We start from the raw sequence: 18,589 nt of genomic DNA, 5'->3' as shown, positions 1-18,589 counted from the left end.
TTTTTTTGGAATTTGGAATTTAAAAATTTGGAATTTTACAAGAAATGGGGGATTAGCTCAGCTGGCTAGAGCGCCTGCCTTGCACGCAGGAGGTCAACGGTTCGACTCCGTTATTCTCCACAAGATAGTATCAAGATGATAGTATCAAGAATTAAGACAATAAGGTCTTAGTACTTAATACAGAATACTTAATACTTATTTAAAGTTCATTGACATATTGAGATAAGAAATAATAAAAAGTAGAAAGCAGTTTTCTCTGATTTATTAGAGAAAGCGAAAAAAAACGGTCATAATTAATTTTATGATTGGTACAATAAGCAAAATAAGGGCGTATGGGGGATGCCTAGGCTCTCAGAGGCGAAGAAAGGCGTGATAAGCTGCGAAAAGCTACGGGGATTGGCACACACGAATTGATCCGTAGATACCTGAATGGGGCAACCCACTATGTTGAAGACATAGTACACCGATAGGTGGGCAAACCCGCTGAACTGAAACATCTAAGTAGGCGGAGGAGAAGAAAACAAAAGTGATTCCGTAAGTAGTGGCGAGCGAACGCGGATTAGCCCAAACCAATGTTGTTACGGCAATGTTGGGGTTGTAGGACCACGAGATTTCTTGCATAAAGAATTAGAATCTACTGGAAAGTAGAGCCAAAGAAGGTGATAGCCCTGTATAAGTAATGAATGTAAAGGATAGTGGTATCCTGAGTAGGGCGGGGCACGTGAAACCCTGTCTGAATTTGGCGGGACCATCCGCTAAGGCTAAATACTCCTGAGAGACCGATAGTGAACCAGTACCGTGAGGGAAAGGTGAAAAGAACCGTGAATAACGGAGTGAAATAGATCCTGAAACCATACGCTTACAAGCGGTCGGAGCCCTTTCGTGGGGTGACGGCGTGCCTTTTGCATAATGAGCCTACGAGTTAACGTTGCTGGCAAGGATAAGTGGTTAAGCCACGGATCCGTAGCGAAAGCGAGTCTGAATAGGGCGCTTTAGTCAGTAGTGTTAGACGCGAAACCGTGTGATCTACCCATGGGCAGGATGAAGCGCTGGTAACACAGTGTGGAGGTCCGAACCGGTTGACGTTGAAAAGTCTTCGGATGACCTGTGGGTAGGGGTGAAAGGCCAATCAAACTCGGAAATAGCTCGTACTCCCCGAAATGCATTTAGGTGCAGCGTTATTTTAGTTATATAGAGGTAGAGCTACTGATTGGATGCGGGGGCTTCACCGCCTACCAATTCCTGACAAACTCCGAATGCTATATAATGATTGATAACAGTGAGGGCTTGGGTGCTAAGGTCCAAGTCCGAGAGGGAAAGAACCCAGACCATCAGCTAAGGTCCCCAAATATATGTTAAGTTGAAAGAACGAGGTTTGTCTGCCCAGACAGCTAGGATGTTGGCTTGGAAGCAGCCATTCATTTAAAGAGTGCGTAACAGCTCACTAGTCGAGCGGACGAGCATGGATAATAATCGGGCATAAACATATTACCGAAGCTATGGATTTACAAGCAATTGTAAGTGGTAGGGGAGCATTCTAACAGGGTTGAAGGTGTGTCGTAAGGCATGCTGGACTGGTTAGAAAAGAAAATGTAGGCATAAGTAACGATAATGCGGGCGAGAAACCCGCACACCGAAAGACTAAGGTTTCCACAGCTATGCTAATCAGCTGTGGGTTAGTCGGGACCTAAGGCGAACCCGAAAGGGACAGTCGATGGCCAACGGGTTAATATTCCCGTACTACTGATTACTGTGATGGGGTGACGGAGTGATGAAAGCGCCGCGAACTGACGGAATAGTTCGTTGAAGTACCTACCTATAAGCTGCGCAGGCAAATCCACGCGGCTTGGGGAAATACGATAGTACTCGGAGACTTCGGTCAAAGAGATAGTGCGCCTAAGGGCTTCCAAGAAAAACCTCTAAACTTCAGGTAATTAGTACCCGTACCGTAAACCGACACAGGTAGTCGAGGAGAGAATCCTAAGGTGCTCGAGAGATTCATGGCTAAGGAATTAGGCAAAATAGACCCGTAACTTCGGGAGAAGGGTCGCCCCGAGTAATCGGGGCCGCAGTGAAGAGGTCCAGGCGACTGTTTATCAAAAACACAGGGCTCTGCAAAATCGTAAGATGAAGTATAGGGCCTGACACCTGCCCGGTGCTGGAAGGTTAAGAGGAGATGTTATCTTCGGAGAAGCATTGAATTGAAGCCCCAGTAAACGGCGGCCGTAACTATAACGGTCCTAAGGTAGCGAAATTCCTTGTCGGGTAAGTTCCGACCTGCACGAATGGTGTAACGATCTGGACACTGTCTCAGCCATGAGCTCGGTGAAATTGTAGTAACGGTGAAGATGCCGTTTACCCGCAGTGGGACGAAAAGACCCTGTGCACCTTTACTATAGCTTAGTATTGACCTTGGATAAATGATGTGTAGGATAGGTTGGAGACTGTGAAGTGGCGTCGCTAGGCGTTGTGGAGTCATTGTTGAAATACAACCCTTTGTTTATCTGAGGCCTAACTCTCGATAGAGAGGACATTGCTTGGTGGGTAGTTTGACTGGGGTGGTCGCCTCCAAAAGAGTAACGGAGGCTTCTAAAGGTTCCCTCAGTACGCTTGGTAACCGTGCGAAGAGTGCAATGGCATAAGGGAGCTTGACTGAGAGACATACAGGTCGATCAGGTACGAAAGTAGAGCATAGTGATCCGGTGGTTCCGCATGGAAGGGCCATCGCTCAAAGGATAAAAGGTACGCCGGGGATAACAGGCTGATCTCCCCCAAGAGCTCATATCGACGGGGGGGTTTGGCACCTCGATGTCGGCTCGTCACATCCTGGGGCTGGAGAAGGTCCCAAGGGTTGGGCTGTTCGCCCATTAAAGTGGCACGCGAGCTGGGTTCAGAACGTCGTGAGACAGTTCGGTCTCTATCTACTGTGGGCGTTAGAAATTTGAGTGGATCTGATTCTAGTACGAGAGGACCGAATTGGACAAACCTCTAGTGTATCTGTTGTCCCGCCAGGGGCACCGCAGAGTAGCTACGTTTGGAAGGGATAAGCGCTGAAAGCATATAAGCGCGAAACCCACCACAAGATGAGATTTCTTTTAAGGGTCGTGGGAGATGACCACGTTGATAGGCTATAGATGTAAAGGCAGTAATGTCATAGTCGAGTAGTACTAATAACCCGTAAGCTTATGTACACCTTTTTCCCGAGAGCGAAAGCTCTCGGGAGAGAACTTTCTAATACACTTTTTATATTCTTTATCTCAGTATGTTAAGATATTATGTAATGTTAATCAGTTCCAACTGGTTACCCATTGCAAAACGACCTTAAGGTGGTTATTGCGGCGGGGCTCACCTCTTCCCATTCCGAACAGAGAAGTTAAGCCCGCCTGCGCAGATGGTACTGCAATTTGTGGGAGAGTATGTCGCCGCCTTTCTTTAGAAAACCCTTCATCAAAAGTGAAGGGTTTTTTTATAACTACTCCTAAAAGTAGGGTACCTTAGCTCAGATGGTAGAGCAATGGACTGAAAATCCATGTGTCCCTGGTTCGATCCCTGGAGGTACCACTAATTGCTCGGATGGTGAAATTGGTAGACACGCTGGACTTAAAATCCAGTGAACAGCAATGTTCGTGCGGGTTCAAGTCCCGCTCTGAGTACAAAAACAAAAAAAAACTCCATTAGAGAACCTCTAATGGAGTTTTTTGGTTGTAACAATGCCTATAAATAGGCCCATTGTAACTCCTTAACCCCGATAGCAGCGGTATCCTTGCTTGGGCGAATAAAGCCCAAGCAAGATTTAGAGGATAGCGGGAACCATGTGGGATGATAATGACTCTTGTGGGGGTTACAGATGATCACAAGTTTTTGTTGTAATTACTACCTTTTGTGATTTATTTTGTAACTTTCTACAAATATAACATTATGTCAGATAGCTCTTTAGTTACTTTTGAATCAATTTTAGATAATGATTTCTATAAATTCACGATGCAGCAGGCCGTTTTTCAATTGTTTCCTGAGTCTTGTGTTAGGTATCAATTTATAAATAGAGGTAAACATGTATTTCCAGAAGGTTTTGCGACGGTTCTGAAAAGTGCTATTCTAGAGATGAGTAGGTTACAGTTAAGTGATGATGAGAAAGCCTTTTTGATCAATGCGTGTCCTTACTTAAAACGTACTTATTTGGATTTTTTGCAAGGTTATCGGTATGACCCTTCTGAAATAACTGTAGAGCAAAAAGGAGGTGACTTACAAGTTTATATAGAGGGTATGTGGTACCGCACTATTTTGTGGGAAGTTCCTTTGATGGCTCTGATATGTGAACTGTATTATAAGTTGACGGGTAAGTCGAGACAAACGAATGAAGAAGTAGTTCAGGTAGTACAAGATAAAATGAAGAAGTATTCTGAACTTGGAATCACTATTGCTGATTTTGGTTCTAGACGTCGTTATTCTTATGAAGTTCATCAAATAGTGGTACATACTTCGAATGTTTGTGGTTTGCCTAATTTCGTTGGGACTAGTAATGTTTATTTGTCATATTTGAATGGAACTAAACCTATCGGTACGCATGCTCATGAATGGTTTATGTTTCATGGTGCGGTTTTTGGGTATAAGTCTGCTAATATTTCTGCATTGCAAAACTGGACAACAGTGTATCAAGGTGATTTAGGAATTGCTCTAACGGATACATTTACTACAGATGTCTTTTTAAGGGATTTTGATAAGAAATACGCAAAGTTGTTTGATGGAGTTCGTCATGATAGTGGCGATCCGGTTGTTTTTGCGGCTAAGATTATTAATCATTATCGTGATCTAGGGATTAATCCACTGACTAAGACTATAATTTTTTCGGATGGACTTAATTATGAGAAAGTAGCAAAAATTACAGCCTATTGTAAAAATAAAATTGGGTTTTCATTCGGTGTTGGTACTAATTTATCGAACGATGTTGGTGTTAAACCGATGAATATTGTTATTAAACTTACTAAAGTTTTACAAGGTAATTGGGGGTGGATTGATGCTGTTAAATTGTCTGATGTTTCCATGAAGCATACGGGTACACTAGAAGCGGTCGATGTTGTCAAGCGTTCCTTAGTGATTGAGTAAGGTGCGATCAATTAATTAGTGTAGCAACTTAATTTATGCAGTTATTTTATTTTGATGACTTAGTGAAGTAGGGTACTTATAGGTAAGCAATCTGAAGACTTAATAAAAGAATAGAAACGCTACTGTGATTACAGTAGCGTTTCTATTCTTTTAATCCTCTTTGTCCTCAGTAGATTCAAGTTCCTGGGTTTCTTTGCCAATTTTTATTTTTGGATTGTCTTTATTACCAGTAACGGTTATTGGTATTCCAAATATTCCCAATGGAGGAAGTCCCAATCTCATTTTTAGATTTAGTCTACCATCCAAACTTGTGGTTCCTTCTATTCTTGGTCTAAAGCCTGCGAATTTGAATTTGAAACGTTCGATGGTCATAATGTTATTTTTAATCGAACTTTTAATGTCAACTTTAGAAAGCTCAGGATTCTTCATTTTATCGTGATTGGTTTGGCTTCCAACTACATTAAACATTTTCATTCCATAGAGTTTAATGTCTTTTACGGATAAAACTCCGTTCCCTACTAATGATGGGAATACTGGCTCCATATTTGAGTTTAAACGGCCTTTAAGTTTGTAGTCTAAAGAAACTATTCCTTGTGCTTTTTCTGCGGCACTTGCCATTTCTCGAAAAATTTTAACTTCTTTATAAGCTCTTTTAATATCAAAATCTGTGGCTTTAATTTGGTATTCAAATAGTGCTTTTTTAGCAGTTAAGCTTTCGTATAGTGCATTCATTCCTACTTGGCATCCAATAAGGTTGAAATTGGTGTTTTGAAGGTATAATTTACCATTTTTTATTTTCAAATTTCCATTGGCTTTAGTAAGATGTAATTCTTGAAAATCTACTTTTTGAGCAATGGCTTTGAATTGCAAATCAAGATTTTTAGGTATAATTATGACTCCAGTACTAGTTGTTGACTTAGTAGGGTTCTCTTTAGTTGAGTTTGCAGCAGCTGTATTAGTTGTTTCTGAACTCATAAATTCATCCGCATTAATGAACTTTGATTGCAAAGTAAAAGCACCTTTAAGTGTCCCTTTTCTTGGGCTTAGAAAGTTAAACACATTTTTTAAGTAACCATTTAACTTAAAATCGGATTGACTGTAACTAGCTATGAAGGTATTGAAGGACATTTTGTCTTGATTGAATTTGAATATCCCTTCTTTGATTAAAAGTTTTTTTGGAAGATAAGTAGAGGCTACTTCTATATTTCTTATTTCAAGCGTTCCTTTACTATTTAATTTGCTGTAATTTCCTTTTTCAGCATCACTTTGTTTGCCTTTAAGCGCTAAGTCCGTTTTAATATAGCCATCGACATCTAATCCTTTTTGTGAAAAGACTTTGTATATTTTGCTGATATTTAAAACTCCTTTAGCTTTTATATCGTAAGTTAAATCTTTGAAGTTTTCTAAGTTGGCTTCAACTGTAAAGGGTTCTTGTTCAAAAGTGAAACTAGCAGGTTGTAATTTTACTTTCAAATCATCTATTGACCCTTTTTGATTTTTTATAGTAGCATTACAATTGATGTTGGTTATTGGATTGGGATAATATTCTGTTTGAATAAAACCATTTTTAAGCTCCAAAGCAATATCAGCTATGGGAAAACGATTATTTTTCGCATTGAAAGTTCCATTCATTGTTCCTTTTCCAGTTAAAAGCCCTTTTACGGTTAGATTCGGAATTCCTAATGCATTATTTAGTTTTTCTAAATCAATGAAACTGAATAATTCTCCATTCAGTTCAATGTTTTCCACTCCTTTAGAGTGCCATTTTGCTTTTAAATATTCTTTCTCAATATTTAAAGAAATACCATTTACATCCAATACTAATTGGTTTGGGTCAAGAGATTGTAGTTTTGCGTTAAAATCTAAGTTTAAATTAGAAACAGGAAATTTACTTTTGTTGTAGTTTACAAAACCGTCTTTTATTTTTAAGTCTAAATGTAAGTCTGGTGCTATTTTTTGAGAAGCAATGTATTTTCCTTTTAGGGTTAAAAGCAGGTCGGTTTTTCCTTTAATTTCTGTTTTTTCTAGCCAAGTGATAAATTTAGGAGGAAAAGCATTAATCAAATCATAGAGTTCGCTATCGTTAGATTTAATGTTAAAATCAATATTGTATCCGTCTTTTAGAAAATCAAATTTTCCTTTAAAATCAACTAAAAGCTTATTGATGTTTAGGTTATTTTGTTCGAAAACAAATGACAATGAATTTACATTAACCCTAGTAATTAAATCTCCAGCCACTTTTTTATTCATCAAATACGGTTCGTTTTCGTAGATGAAATTCATTTTAGAAATATCGACTTTAGAGTATAAATCAAATAGATCCGAACTTAAATCCCCTTTTCCAGTATAATTAAAATCAAATAAATCAAGATGAATTGCCGTTGACTGGTCATCATAAACTACTTTGCTGTTGAGGATTTCAATTTTTTCAAGTTGTAAAGCGGTATTGCTTTCCTCTTCATCTTTTTTAGGTGTTTCTTCATTTCCTTTGTACACATTGTAATTGGCTTGACCATTTTTATCCACTTTTACATTGATGTTTCCTTCGGTTATAATAATTTGGTCAATGTCTACTGCTTTCCCAAAAAGTAAACTTGTTACATCGATGCCAAAAGCGATTTCTTTGGCAGATACAAATTTTTCTTTTTCAAAAGGGATGGAACCATTTAAATTGACATCGTTTAAAGTCAATGTCAATGATGGAAAATGTTTAAAAAACGATAGATTAGCGTCTCCGTAATTCAGTTCACCTTCAAGTTTGGTGTTGGCATATTTTTTTACTTCTTCTTTTATTGTATCAGAAAAAATAATGGGGGTAAGAAACATACACAACAATAAAGTGAAGATCCCAATCCCTGAAAATTTTAGTATTTTGATGATGAGTGTTTTTTTGTTCATTGTTGTTGTATTTATAGTTAAAATTAACCGTGCACTGTTTCTGATTTTCCGTAGTTTCCAATAATAGAACTTTCATAGTCGATCCATTCTTGCCAGCGTTGGTCGACATCTATTTTTTCGGTATATAGTTTGGCGAATTTTAAGAAAGTTGTATAATGCCCGGCTTCACTAATCATGAGTTCATGGTAGAATTTGGCTAATTCTTGATCTTTAATGTTTTTAGAAAGGACTCTAAAGCGCTCACAACTTCTGGCTTCGATCATGGCTGCAAATAATAAACGTTCAACCAAAGCATCGTTACGGCTACCGTCTTTTTTAGCAAACTTAACTAAGTCATTAACATAATTGTCTTTTCTTTCTCTGCCTAACGTTAATCCTTTTTCTTTGATAATGTTGTGTACCATTTGAAAATGTTCCATTTCTTCTAAAGCGATTTTGGTCATTTCGGTTACCAATTCTTCTTTTTCCGAATTGTTAATGATAATATATATGGCATTGGAAGCCGCTTTTTGTTCGCACCAAGCATGATCTGTAAGAATTTCTTTAATATTTGACTCAACTATGGTAACCCAGCGAGGGTCTGTCGCTAATTTTAATCCTAACATGATATTCTTCAATTTATTGACTGCAAATTTAGCTTTTTAGTTTTGATTTTTCTTTCAAAAAGCTAGAATCAGAATGAAATAGTATTATTTTGTACCCTCAATTAATTTGATATGAAAAAACTATTGGTAATTGGTTTTGTTTGGCCAGAGCCTAATTCTTCGGCTGCGGGAAGTAGAATGATGCAACTCATTGGTTTGTTTCAAAAGCAAGGTTATGAAGTAACTTTCGCTAGTGCTGCACAGGATAGTGATTTTATGATTGATTTATCAGAGTTTGGTATTGATAAAGTTGCTATAAAGCTAAATGATTCTAGTTTTGATGAGTTTGTAGGGTCTTTACAGCCCACTGTGGTTTTGTTTGATCGATTTATGATTGAAGAACAGTTTGGGTGGCGAGTTATTGAAAATTGTCCTAATGCGATTAGAATTTTAGATACTGAAGATTTGCATTGTTTGCGATTGGCCAGACAAAAAGCTTTTAAACAAAACAGACCGTTTTCTCTCGAAGATTTATTGGTTGAAGAAGTTGCAAAACGAGAAGTTGCAAGCATTTTAAGATGTGATTTGACTTTAATGGTGTCCGAATTTGAAATGGATGTTCTGCAGATTGTTTTTAAAATAGATGCTTCTTTGTTGTTTTATTTACCCATTCTTTCGGATGCATTCGAAGCTTCTTTTGTAAATGAATTGCCTTCGTTTGAAGAACGAGATGGTTTCGTTTTTATCGGTAATTTTCTTCATGAGCCTAATTGGAATGCCGTTCAATATTTGAAAGAGACGATTTGGCCTAAAATTCTTCAAAAATTACCGAACGCAACGTTAAAAATTTACGGAGCATATCCTTCTCAAAAAGTGCTACAATTACATCATCCTAAAATGAATTTTTTTATTATGGGACGTGCTGAAGACGCTCAGAAAGTAGTTCAACAATCAAAAGTAGTTTTGGCTCCTTTGCGTTTTGGAGCGGGTATAAAAGGAAAATTATTGGAAGCAATGCAAACAGGTACGCCTAGTGTAACAACTTCTATTGGTGCAGAATCTATGCAGGGAGATTTGCCGTGGAATGGTTTTGTTAATGATGCTGTAGAGGATTTTGTGGATGCAGCAGTGCAATTGTATACTGATAAATCCAGCTGGCTTACATCACAACAAAATGGGTTTGCTATCCTGAATCAAAGATATCAAAAAGGGCTTTTTGAAAGTATTTTTGTAGAGCGATTGCAGTATTTGTTTTCTACCATTGAGGAGCATCGGTTGAATAATTTTTACGGTGCTCTTTTGCAACATCATACGCTCGCCAGCACAAAATATATGTCCAAGTGGATTGAAGCCAAGAATAAGTAAAAAAAATCCCGCTTTGAACTTTTCAAAACGGGATTTCTATAGTAAAGAAAACTTTTGTTATGCTAACATAGTTACTGGGTTTTCAATGTATTGTTTTAATGTTTGTAAAAACTGAGCGCCTGTTGCTCCATCAATAGTTCTATGGTCACATGCTAATGATAACATCATAGTGTTACCAACTACAATTTGTCCATTTTTCACTACAGGTTTTTCAACGATTGCTCCAACGGAAAGGATAGCTGAATTCGGTTGATTGATGATAGAGTTGAATTCAGTAATTCCAAACATACCTAAATTAGAAATGGTAAAAGTGCTTCCTTCCATTTCAGTAGGTAATAATTTTTTGTTTTTTGCTCTTCCTGCTAAATCTCTAACACTTGCACCAATTTGTGATAAACTCATACCGTCAGTAAAAGGTAATACAGGAACAACTAAACCATCTTCAACAGCTACTGCTACACCAATATTTACGTGATAGTTTATAGTGATAGCATCCTCTTTCCATTGTGAATTGATTTTTGGATGTTTTTTTAATGCCAAAGCACTTGCTTTAATAACCATATCGTTAAAAGAAACTTTGGTATCTGGCACAGTATTGATTACGGCTCTTGATTTCATAGCTTCGTCCATGCTTACTTCAATTACCAAATTGTAATGAGGTGCTGTGAACAAAGATTCTGATAAACGTTTTGCAATAATCTTTCGCATTTGCGAATTCTTAATTTCTTCTGTTGCTACTTGGCCAGCAGGAACATAAGGTTTTGGAGCTGCTACAGTTTCCGTCTTAGTGGCAGGAGCTTGTTGCGGAGCTGCTTGAGTAGTAGCACTTGCTTGAGGTGTAAAGTTTTCGATATCACTTTTTGTGATACGACCATTTTCACCACTACCTTTTACTTGTGATAATTGGATTCCTTTTTCTGAAGCTAATTTTTTAGCTAAAGGGGAAGCCAATATTCTTTGTCCGTCAGCACTTGGTTCTTGAATAGTTTCAATGCTTTTTTCAGTTGCTACAGGTGCAGCCGCTGTTTCAGTCGCTACAGGAGAAGTAGTAGTTCCACCAGCAGTAAAGCCAGCTGCTACCCCAGAAATATCTGTTCCTGCAGGTCCAATAATAGCCAAAAGACTATCAATTGGTGCTGTGTTTCCTTCTTCAATTCCAATGTAAAGTAAAGTTCCTTCATTGAAAGATTCAAATTCCATTGTAGCTTTGTCGGTTTCGATTTCAGCTAAAATATCTCCTTCTGCTACTGTATCACCAACTTTTTTCAACCATGTTGCTACTGTACCTTCGGTCATAGTGTCGCTTAAACGTGGCATAGTTACTACGATTACTCCTTTTGGAAGAGCTGTAGCAGTAGTTGTTGCTGCTGGAGTAACAGTTGCTTCTTTTGGAGCTTCTGTTGCTGCTGGAGCGGCAGCGGCAGCTCCACCGGCAATTAATGCTGTTACATCTTCTCCTTCTGCACCGATGATGGCAAGTAGAGAATCAATTGGTGCTGTTTCTCCTTCAGGTATACCAATATATAGAAGTGTTCCTTCATTAAAAGACTCGAATTCCATGGTTGCTTTATCTGTTTCGATTTCAGCTAGAATGTCGCCTTCATTTATTTTGTCGCCTACTTTTTTTAACCAAGTTGCTACCGTTCCTTCTGTCATAGTATCGCTCAAACGGGGCATTGTGATAATTGTTGCCATAATTTATTATAATTTGTGAGGGGTAAACGGATAATTTTCTTCTTCATATACCATGTCATACATTTGTTGTAGTTCAGGGTATGGAGATTCTTCAGAGAATTTCACGCATTCTTCAACCAAGTCTTTTACTCGTTGGTCAATTACTTCAATTTCTTCCTCAGTTGCATATTTTTGATCCAAGATTACATCTAAAACTTGAGTAATAGGGTCGATTTTTTTGTATTCTTCAATTTCATCTTTTGAACGATACAATTGAGCGTCAGACATAGAATGTCCTCTGTAACGGTACGTTTTCATTTCTAAGAATGTTGGTCCGTCACCGCGTCTTGCTCTTTCGATAGCTTCTGTCATTGCTTCTGCTACTTTCACAGGGTTCATTCCGTCTACAGGTCCGCAAGGCATTTCGTAACCTAAACCTAATTTCCAGATGTCAGAGTGATTAGCTGTTCTTTCTACAGAAGTTCCCATGGCGTATCCGTTGTTTTCAACGATAAACACTACGGGTAATTTCCAAAGCATAGCCATGTTGAAAGCCTCGTGAAGTGAACCTTGACGAGCAGCACCATCTCCGAAATAAGTTAAAGTAACACCTCCAGTATTGTTGTATTTGTCTCCAAAGGCTAAACCAGCTCCAAGAGGAATTTGTCCTCCTACAATACCGTGTCCGCCATAAAAACGGAATTCTTTTGAGAAAATGTGCATAGAACCACCCATGCCTTTTGAAGTACCAGTAGCTTTTCCTAATAGTTCGGCCATTACTCTTCTTGGGTCAACGCCCATTCCGATAGGTTGTACGTGGTTTCTGTAAGCAGTGATCATTTTGTCTTTTGTCAAATCCATAGCGTGAAGTGCTCCCGCTAAAACGGCTTCTTGACCATTGTACAAATGAAGAAAACCTCTTATTTTTTGTTGTATGTAAAGAGCCGCTAGTTTGTCTTCAAACTTTCTCCAAAGAAGCATGTCTTCATACCACTTTAAATATACTTCTTTTGTAACTTCTTTCATCTGAATTAATTCTTTTGTAAGTGTTAATACTATTTGAGATGGTGTAAAATTAAGTTTGTAAAAGGACGTTTTTTGATAAACGCACTTCTAATTCAATCTAAATTTTCGAAATGCAAAAATAGAACATTCCTAGTAAGCAATAAAATTAAACAACTAGTTTTTATGCTCATTATAGGAATTTTTTGTTAAACATAAACGGGAGTAGGTTTTTTAATGAATCGGATTGGTAAATCACGCCAGTTTCTCCCATGAAAAATATTTCAATAGCTTGATCTTGTTTGATTTCGTATTCAGCAATTGATTGTCTACAAGCGCCACAAGGCGGAATGGGTTCGGTAGTTGGGTTCGTATCAGAAGCGGCTGTAATAGCCATTTTGGTAATTTTAGCTCCAGGATACTTGGCTCCTGCATAAAAAATAGCGACACGTTCAGCACAAAGTCCTGATGGATACGCTGCGTTTTCTTGATTGGATCCACAAATTATCTCTTGGTTGTCTAAAAGTAAAGCTGCACCAACTCTAAATTGTGAATAGGGAGCGTAAGCGTTTTTTCTGATTTTTACAGCTTCTTGCATTAAGTGTTGAATTTCAGAAGGCAATTCTAACAAGCTGTCGAATTGTTGGAATGAAGTAGTGATGCTTATTTCTTTCATTTGTGTAAAAGTATTTATTTCCAAGGAATGTCAAGTGAGGTTTTGACTATTCTATTTTGTGGTTAAGGAAAAAAAATCCAAATTTCAAGAGGGTTTTCTATTGAAATTTGGATCGAATGTTACTTTATATAGTTTTAATAATTTTCGTATTTATCCCCAAAATTAAAGGTCAGGGAGAAACGTAAGGTGTTCTCTAAAGGGTTTTTTACTTTTGATGCAGAAAATAAATACGACACGTCCACTTTGACTACATTGTATTTGAATCCAGCGCCTAAAGCGAAAAACTTTCTGGCTCCTTTTAGATCGCTTTCGTTGAAATATCCTGTGCGTAAAGAAAAGGAATCTTGGTATTCATATTCAACTCCTAAGGAGTAGGTGACTTCTTTTAGTTCTTCGCTAAATCCTCCAGGTGCATCACCAAACGATTTGAAAATTCCAGAAACCCATCCTATTTTGCGATAGTCTTCTCTTTTTTGAGTGGCTTCTGCTGCTGTATCGGTACTTTCAAACTGTGGTGTTGGAACTAATAATTTGTTGAATTCTAAATTGACTGAAACTTTATTGTAATCATCTAGTATGAAATCAAAACCACCGCCAATTTTTAAATTTGCTGGAAGAAAATTATTGCTGAATTCGTCATTGTCATAACTAATTTTCGGCCCTAAGTTTTGGATGTTAAAACCACCTCTCCAGCGGCCATTATAATCTGAATATGCTATTTCTTCGGACTGGTAATAACCTGCAATATCTACTGCAAAAGTACTTGCAGCAGAAGCGTCACCATTGTCTGATGCTACTTTTAAATTGGAATTGATAAATCTACCAGCGACTGCCATGGAAAATTTGTCGCTTAATTGTAGGGAATATGATCCGTCAATAGCAAACTCATTAGGAGAAACTAATCGAGCTGGGTCATTCGCATCAGCTCTAAGTTCTATTTCACCAAGACCAAAATATCTGATGCTTCCTGCAAACGCGCTTCTTTCATTAAAACGATTGTAATACGTTACTTGTCCTAACGAAATGTCATTTACGATATCGGTTAGGTAGGGTGTGTAACTTACAGAGAATCCTTGCTTATCTGTAGCAAAGGCATATTTGGCTGGATTCCATTGTTGTGAGTAGGTGTCTGGTGAGGTGGCCACTCCGATGTCTCCCATTCCGGCTGCTCTAGCATCGGCAGCTATTTGTAAAAAAGTGACTCCGGTGGTGATGGCGCGTTCTTGAGCCATGGTTCTGTTTGTTGCTAGAACAATAAAGAAGATCAGTAATAGTTTTCTCATTAGTTTATAAAAAATCATTGAACAAATATAGTATAATTTATAGGATGACCAATTTTTCAATTTTTTGAGCCTTTTTGTTAGTCAAAGTCGATTTGACCGTAAGTCGATATACATACACTCCTTTGCCAATGCGACTACCGAAATCATCTTTTCCGTCCCAAGTAATCTCTCTGGATAGAAAGCCCTCAGTGGTTATGATTTGATTTTTAGACCAAACTATTTTGCCTGTAACGGTCATAACTTGTACCTGTACTTCTAACGGTTCAAAAGGCTTGTTATGAGTAAACCAAAATTCGGTATAATTTACAAAAGGATTGGGGTAATTCAATACGTTTGTAAGTGTAATCGACTCGTTTCCAACAACCAAGAATTGTATTTCGGTAGTTACGGGGTTGTTGTAAACGTCCCATGCTTTGATGGTTATAGTGTGAAGACCAATCGCGAGATCTCGGAACTGGAATCTTATGATGCCTGAGGTGAAATCATCTAGTTTGGTTTCGTAATAATCATTTAAGACATAAGGATTACTCTCGTCTCCGTCTAAAATAGCAACAATGTCATGACCAATTCCGCTAGCTGTATTTATTCCATTTTCGTCTTCCAATTGTGCTATTAAAATGGGAGATTGATTGGTTGTTCCGCCTGAAACGAAATTTTCATCGTTCATATATAACTTCACTTTTGGACTTATATTGTCTACTGCTGCATTTTCATTAATTCCGCCAATAATAATGTTGGTGTTGTGTCCGGTTTGATTCTCTAGTGTGTTTTCTTTTTTAGAATAAAAACTAATTTTTCCGTTACCCACTGGAATTCGAATATCTCTTGGTACTACAAAACTAAATTCAAATTGTCCGTTTTTTACAGTAGCGTTTCCTCTAAAAATAGCTTCTCCCAAAACCCCGAACGCAATGCTGGGACTATTGCCGTCATTATTGAGGGTGTTTCTTGTGATTTTTTTATCCGAAATTATGGTGGCAATTTCGCCGTTGTAGTTGGTTAAAAGAGTGTTGTTTTCATCTGTAATTTCGCCCGTAATTTTCATTTTTGATAGCGATTTAAAATCATCTACAGGTTGAGAAACTGAGATGTCGTTTACTTTGGTTAAATTGATTTTTGGTTTCGGAATGGCCAATTGTAAAGCGGGGTCACCAATAAAAACCACAACATTAGTAGATGAATTTGGATTGGCGTTTTTGGAAATCCGAAGCGCTTCTGCCATGGAAACATAAGAGTTGGAGCCAAAAGACAATAAGTTTTTTGTTAATAACGGATTAAAGTTTTCTGCACTGAATTGTCCAATGGAGCGGATGGTGGTAATCATGGCTATGGCGCCGCCTTTGGGATTCCAATAAGTGTATTCGCCAGCGGTTAAGCGTAAAGGATTGTCAAATCTTGAGAATTCGCAGGTAATAGTTACGAAAAGTGGATATTTGAATCGGTTGTTCAAGTTTTGTCCATCTGATTTTTCCCAAATTCGTTCTGCTGCTAATCCGTCTTCACCACCATGTCCCAAATAGTTAAAAACTAGTGCCCCTTTTTCGAAAGCATTAAATAGATCTGTCCTTGCTTTTGGGTATCTGAAACCACCGGATGAAGCTTCTTGAATGTAAGAATCAAGTAAGATTTTAGAAACATTTATAAAAGGTTTCTCTGCTGTAATTAGGTCGCCTAAATTATTTTGTTTTTCTTGTAAAGAAGCATCGGAGGCTACATCTGAATCATCTGCTATAAGAACGAAGTTGTTACGCCAATTACCAAATGATTTTGCATCGTGGTACTCTATTATTTTTTGCACCATTTCATCGGCTTGTTGGGTATTGTTTACAATCATCCGGCCTACGGCAATATCGATGCCTCCAAAGGTGTTGGTGATGTTACCTTCGTTAGTATCCATCAGTCCATAAAAATCATCTGAAGCAAAGGATGATTCACCTGTAGCATTGCTTCGCAAGGCGTGATAAATAGGAACAATGTTAGTATTGTTGCTAATTCTATTTTTGTAGTCAAAGGAAGCGTCGCCAAAGAGATTGATGTATTTTACTCTTTTTTCTGGTGCTGACGCGTTGTCGTACACGTATTTTATACAGTTTCTAATCGCGCCTATATCTTGTTTTCCAGATGAGAACTCATGATAAATGGACTCGAGTGAGATTACTTTTACGTTTAATGTTGAATAATTTCGGTGAAAGTTAGCCAGTTTTTCGGCCTGATTGATCAGGAATGCTGGGCTGATGATGATATAATCAATATCTTGAAATTGACCTTGATTGTTTTTGAATAGAGTCCCTTTTATGTTTTGGTTCGCGGTTTTGGTTTTTTTAGATGTGCTTGGCGTTAAAAAATCATTGGCATCAAGGGCTATGTACTTTTTGATTTCTCCAAGGTTTGCTTTGAAGTTCATATTGCCTTGACCGTTATTTGTGATTTTTTGAATTGAATTGAGCGCTGTAACATCCCAAACTTGTGTGATGCCAGTTGCATTGGAAATGGTGTATTCGACGATTCCACTAGAAGAAAATGCTGCGTCATATTGAAAATGAAACTGTTTTCCGTAACCCATTAGTTTTCTTTTAGCAACTATTTTTATATAGTTTAAATATCCTGTAGCATTGGGTAATCCGCCATTGTTATAAGTGAGCTTTATTTTATTGTTTTCCAGTCCAATGAAAGTACTGGTCGAAGGTAAGTTTCCAGTTTGAAACGCTAGGGTAGAATTGCTGGTTATGGGTGGAAAGTTAATAGTGCCAATTGAAGTGGCGTTGGCGGCAATAGTAAAGGAGGTAGTTGTGAAACCTGCAGAAGCCGCTTCTACACTGATTTTGACAGGAATTGAATTGTCAATATTGGGTAGCTGAAATTCAAATTCTTGCTCGTAGTTGGTATCAAATTTTTCACCATACCATTGACGGCCAAGTTGATTGATGTTGATTTTGTCTACTTCGTGAAATTGTGTGTCATCAAACGTAGAAAGCAGTAATGTAGCGTTTCCAGTAGGTTGGGTAAGTGTGGTAATCCTTTTGCCATTGCTGCCGTCTACATTTATATAATAATAGGAGTTGTCATCATACAAGTTGTTGAAAGTGTTGCTTTCTGCATTCCAAGTATCAGTACCTTCGCCATAAAAAAGAATATAATCATCATTGTTAAATACGCCATCACTCTCGCCAATAACTTCTATGGGTGTTTCCTCGAGGTCAATCGGGTATTGATTGTTGTTGGTTAATGGAATCATTTGCCCTCCGTTTCCGTAGATTTTTATTTTTCTAGGGTCAATTGCGTTTGTATTAAGCCCAAGTTGTTGTAAAAACGTTTTGTTGATTTTATAGATACCTGACTTTTGAATTTGAAATTGGTACCAATTTCCATTTGCTAAAACCGAATTGGTGAGCGCATAAGTGGCTGTTGATTTGTTCTGATTGGTTTCTTTATTGAAATTGTATGTTGTTTTGTAGGTAAAAGATGTGATTTTTTTTAGGCCAAAGTTGTCTTTAATTATCGGGGAAAAAGATAACAAAGAGGAATTTAAGGTTCTTGATTGGATTTTTTGGACGCTCTCTTCTGGTGTGAAAGGGATGTTTTCGAGTGCTAAATCTCCTAAATCATCACTATTGATGTTTTGATAAGTAAAATTTGTCAAAATTATTCCTCCATTAAGAGGACTGTCTTTAATTAAAATGTTAAATTTTAATTTTCTTTTAACAGGGTCGAATTCAAAGTTTTCGCCATTGAATGTGGGTATTTTGAGTGCATAATCACCAAAATTGATAAGTTTAGTTTCGCTCCAATTTATCATCACAGTGCCTGTTTGCTGTGCACTCGACGAAAAAGAGAGAATAAGAAGTATCCAAAGGTATATGGTGTTTTTCATTTTTGGCTAGACTAATTTTATAATGCGAATGTAAAGGGTAAAAATAATTTAAATCGGTTAGGTTTTAATAATAAAAAATATATTTTTGCGTTGGTATTCAAGCACGGAACAAAACTAAAAGGCCCGTTAAAAT

9 protein-coding genes, 3 tRNA genes and 2 rRNA genes are annotated in these 18,589 nt (G+C 37.7%); 7 read left to right on the top strand and 7 right to left on the bottom strand.

Going from position 1 to position 18,589, the window contains the following annotated elements; genetic code table 11:
• The first annotated feature begins 46 nt into the window (after window positions 1–46).
• The 6 genes from AO58_RS0114140 (at window position 47) to pncB (ending at window position 5,103) form a co-directional block, all read left to right on the top strand.
• Window positions 47–120, top strand: a tRNA-Ala gene (locus AO58_RS0114140).
• 191 nt (window positions 121–311) lie between these two features.
• Window positions 312–3,191: ribosomal RNA gene (locus tag AO58_RS0114135) — 23S ribosomal RNA — on the top strand.
• Window positions 3,192–3,322: 131 nt separating this feature from the next.
• A 5S ribosomal RNA gene (rrf, locus tag AO58_RS0114130) occupies window positions 3,323–3,431 on the top strand.
• Window positions 3,432–3,488: 57 nt separating this feature from the next.
• Window positions 3,489–3,561, top strand: a tRNA-Phe gene (locus tag AO58_RS0114125).
• Between the two features lie 6 nt (window positions 3,562–3,567).
• Window positions 3,568–3,653 (top strand) — tRNA-Leu (locus AO58_RS0114120).
• 265 nt (window positions 3,654–3,918) lie between these two features.
• Window positions 3,919–5,103, top strand: a complete 1,185-nt coding sequence (pncB, locus tag AO58_RS0114115) for a nicotinate phosphoribosyltransferase (RefSeq protein ID WP_024982327.1) — start codon at window positions 3,919–3,921, stop codon at window positions 5,101–5,103.
• Window positions 5,104–5,253: 150 nt separating this feature from the next.
• On the opposite strand, the gene AO58_RS0114110 is transcribed toward pncB, so the two are convergent.
• Window positions 5,254–8,001, bottom strand: coding sequence for an AsmA family protein (locus AO58_RS0114110; protein ID WP_024982326.1), 2,748 nt, complete (start codon window positions 7,999–8,001; stop codon window positions 5,254–5,256).
• Window positions 8,002–8,024: 23 nt separating this feature from the next.
• Window positions 8,025–8,606, bottom strand: a complete 582-nt coding sequence (locus AO58_RS0114105; protein WP_024982325.1) for a MiaE family protein — start codon at window positions 8,604–8,606, stop codon at window positions 8,025–8,027.
• A 111-nt stretch (window positions 8,607–8,717) separates the two neighbouring features.
• On the opposite strand from AO58_RS0114105, the gene AO58_RS0114100 reads away from it, so the two are divergent.
• A complete protein-coding gene (locus AO58_RS0114100) occupies window positions 8,718–9,950 on the top strand; it encodes a glycosyltransferase (RefSeq protein ID WP_024982324.1) in 1,233 nt (410 codons plus the stop codon).
• A 57-nt stretch (window positions 9,951–10,007) separates the two neighbouring features.
• Here AO58_RS0114100 and AO58_RS0114095 read toward each other — a convergent pair whose 3' ends face one another.
• The 5 genes from AO58_RS0114095 to porU all read right to left on the bottom strand — a co-directional run bounded on the left by AO58_RS0114095 (window position 10,008) and on the right by porU (window position 18,456).
• Window positions 10,008–11,645 carry a dihydrolipoyl dehydrogenase family protein gene (locus tag AO58_RS0114095; protein ID WP_024982323.1) on the bottom strand — a complete coding sequence of 546 codons (1,638 nt, stop codon included), beginning with the start codon at window positions 11,643–11,645 and terminating at the stop codon, window positions 10,008–10,010.
• A 6-nt stretch (window positions 11,646–11,651) separates the two neighbouring features.
• Window positions 11,652–12,650, bottom strand: coding sequence for a pyruvate dehydrogenase (acetyl-transferring) E1 component subunit alpha (gene pdhA / locus AO58_RS0114090; RefSeq protein WP_024982322.1), 999 nt, complete (start codon window positions 12,648–12,650; stop codon window positions 11,652–11,654).
• 169 nt (window positions 12,651–12,819) lie between these two features.
• Window positions 12,820–13,302 carry a cytidine deaminase gene (cdd, locus tag AO58_RS0114085; protein WP_024982321.1) on the bottom strand — a complete coding sequence of 161 codons (483 nt, stop codon included), beginning with the start codon at window positions 13,300–13,302 and terminating at the stop codon, window positions 12,820–12,822.
• Window positions 13,303–13,436: 134 nt separating this feature from the next.
• On the bottom strand, window positions 13,437–14,585 hold the full coding sequence (gene porV / locus AO58_RS0114080; protein ID WP_024982320.1) for a type IX secretion system outer membrane channel protein PorV: 1,149 nt from the start codon (window positions 14,583–14,585) through the stop codon (window positions 13,437–13,439).
• 37 nt (window positions 14,586–14,622) lie between these two features.
• Window positions 14,623–18,456 carry a type IX secretion system sortase PorU gene (gene porU / locus AO58_RS0114075; RefSeq protein WP_024982319.1) on the bottom strand — a complete coding sequence of 1,278 codons (3,834 nt, stop codon included), beginning with the start codon at window positions 18,454–18,456 and terminating at the stop codon, window positions 14,623–14,625.
• Window positions 18,457–18,589: the final 133 nt, after the last annotated feature.

This window comes from Flavobacterium succinicans LMG 10402, from assembly GCF_000611675.1.
In the GTDB taxonomy this organism is placed as follows: Bacteria; Bacteroidota; Bacteroidia; order Flavobacteriales; family Flavobacteriaceae; genus Flavobacterium; species Flavobacterium succinicans.
This window is presented reverse-complemented; position numbering and strand designations above follow the sequence as displayed.

Bases quoted from the DNA above. Each gene is read 5' to 3' on its own strand.
- pncB (WP_024982327.1), top strand. From the start codon at position 3,919: ATGTCAGATAGCTCTTTAGTTACTTTTGAATCAATTTTAGATAATGAT.
- AO58_RS0114110 (WP_024982326.1), bottom strand. From the start codon at position 8,001: ATGAACAAAAAAACACTCATCATCAAAATACTAAAATTTTCAGGGATT.
- AO58_RS0114105 (WP_024982325.1), bottom strand. From the start codon at position 8,606: ATGTTAGGATTAAAATTAGCGACAGACCCTCGCTGGGTTACCATAGTT.
- AO58_RS0114100 (WP_024982324.1), top strand. From the start codon at position 8,718: ATGAAAAAACTATTGGTAATTGGTTTTGTTTGGCCAGAGCCTAATTCT.
- AO58_RS0114095 (WP_024982323.1), bottom strand. From the start codon at position 11,645: ATGGCAACAATTATCACAATGCCCCGTTTGAGCGATACTATGACAGAA.
- pdhA (WP_024982322.1), bottom strand. From the start codon at position 12,650: ATGAAAGAAGTTACAAAAGAAGTATATTTAAAGTGGTATGAAGACATG.
- cdd (WP_024982321.1), bottom strand. From the start codon at position 13,302: ATGAAAGAAATAAGCATCACTACTTCATTCCAACAATTCGACAGCTTG.
- porV (WP_024982320.1), bottom strand. From the start codon at position 14,585: ATGAGAAAACTATTACTGATCTTCTTTATTGTTCTAGCAACAAACAGA.
- porU (WP_024982319.1), bottom strand. From the start codon at position 18,456: ATGAAAAACACCATATACCTTTGGATACTTCTTATTCTCTCTTTTTCG.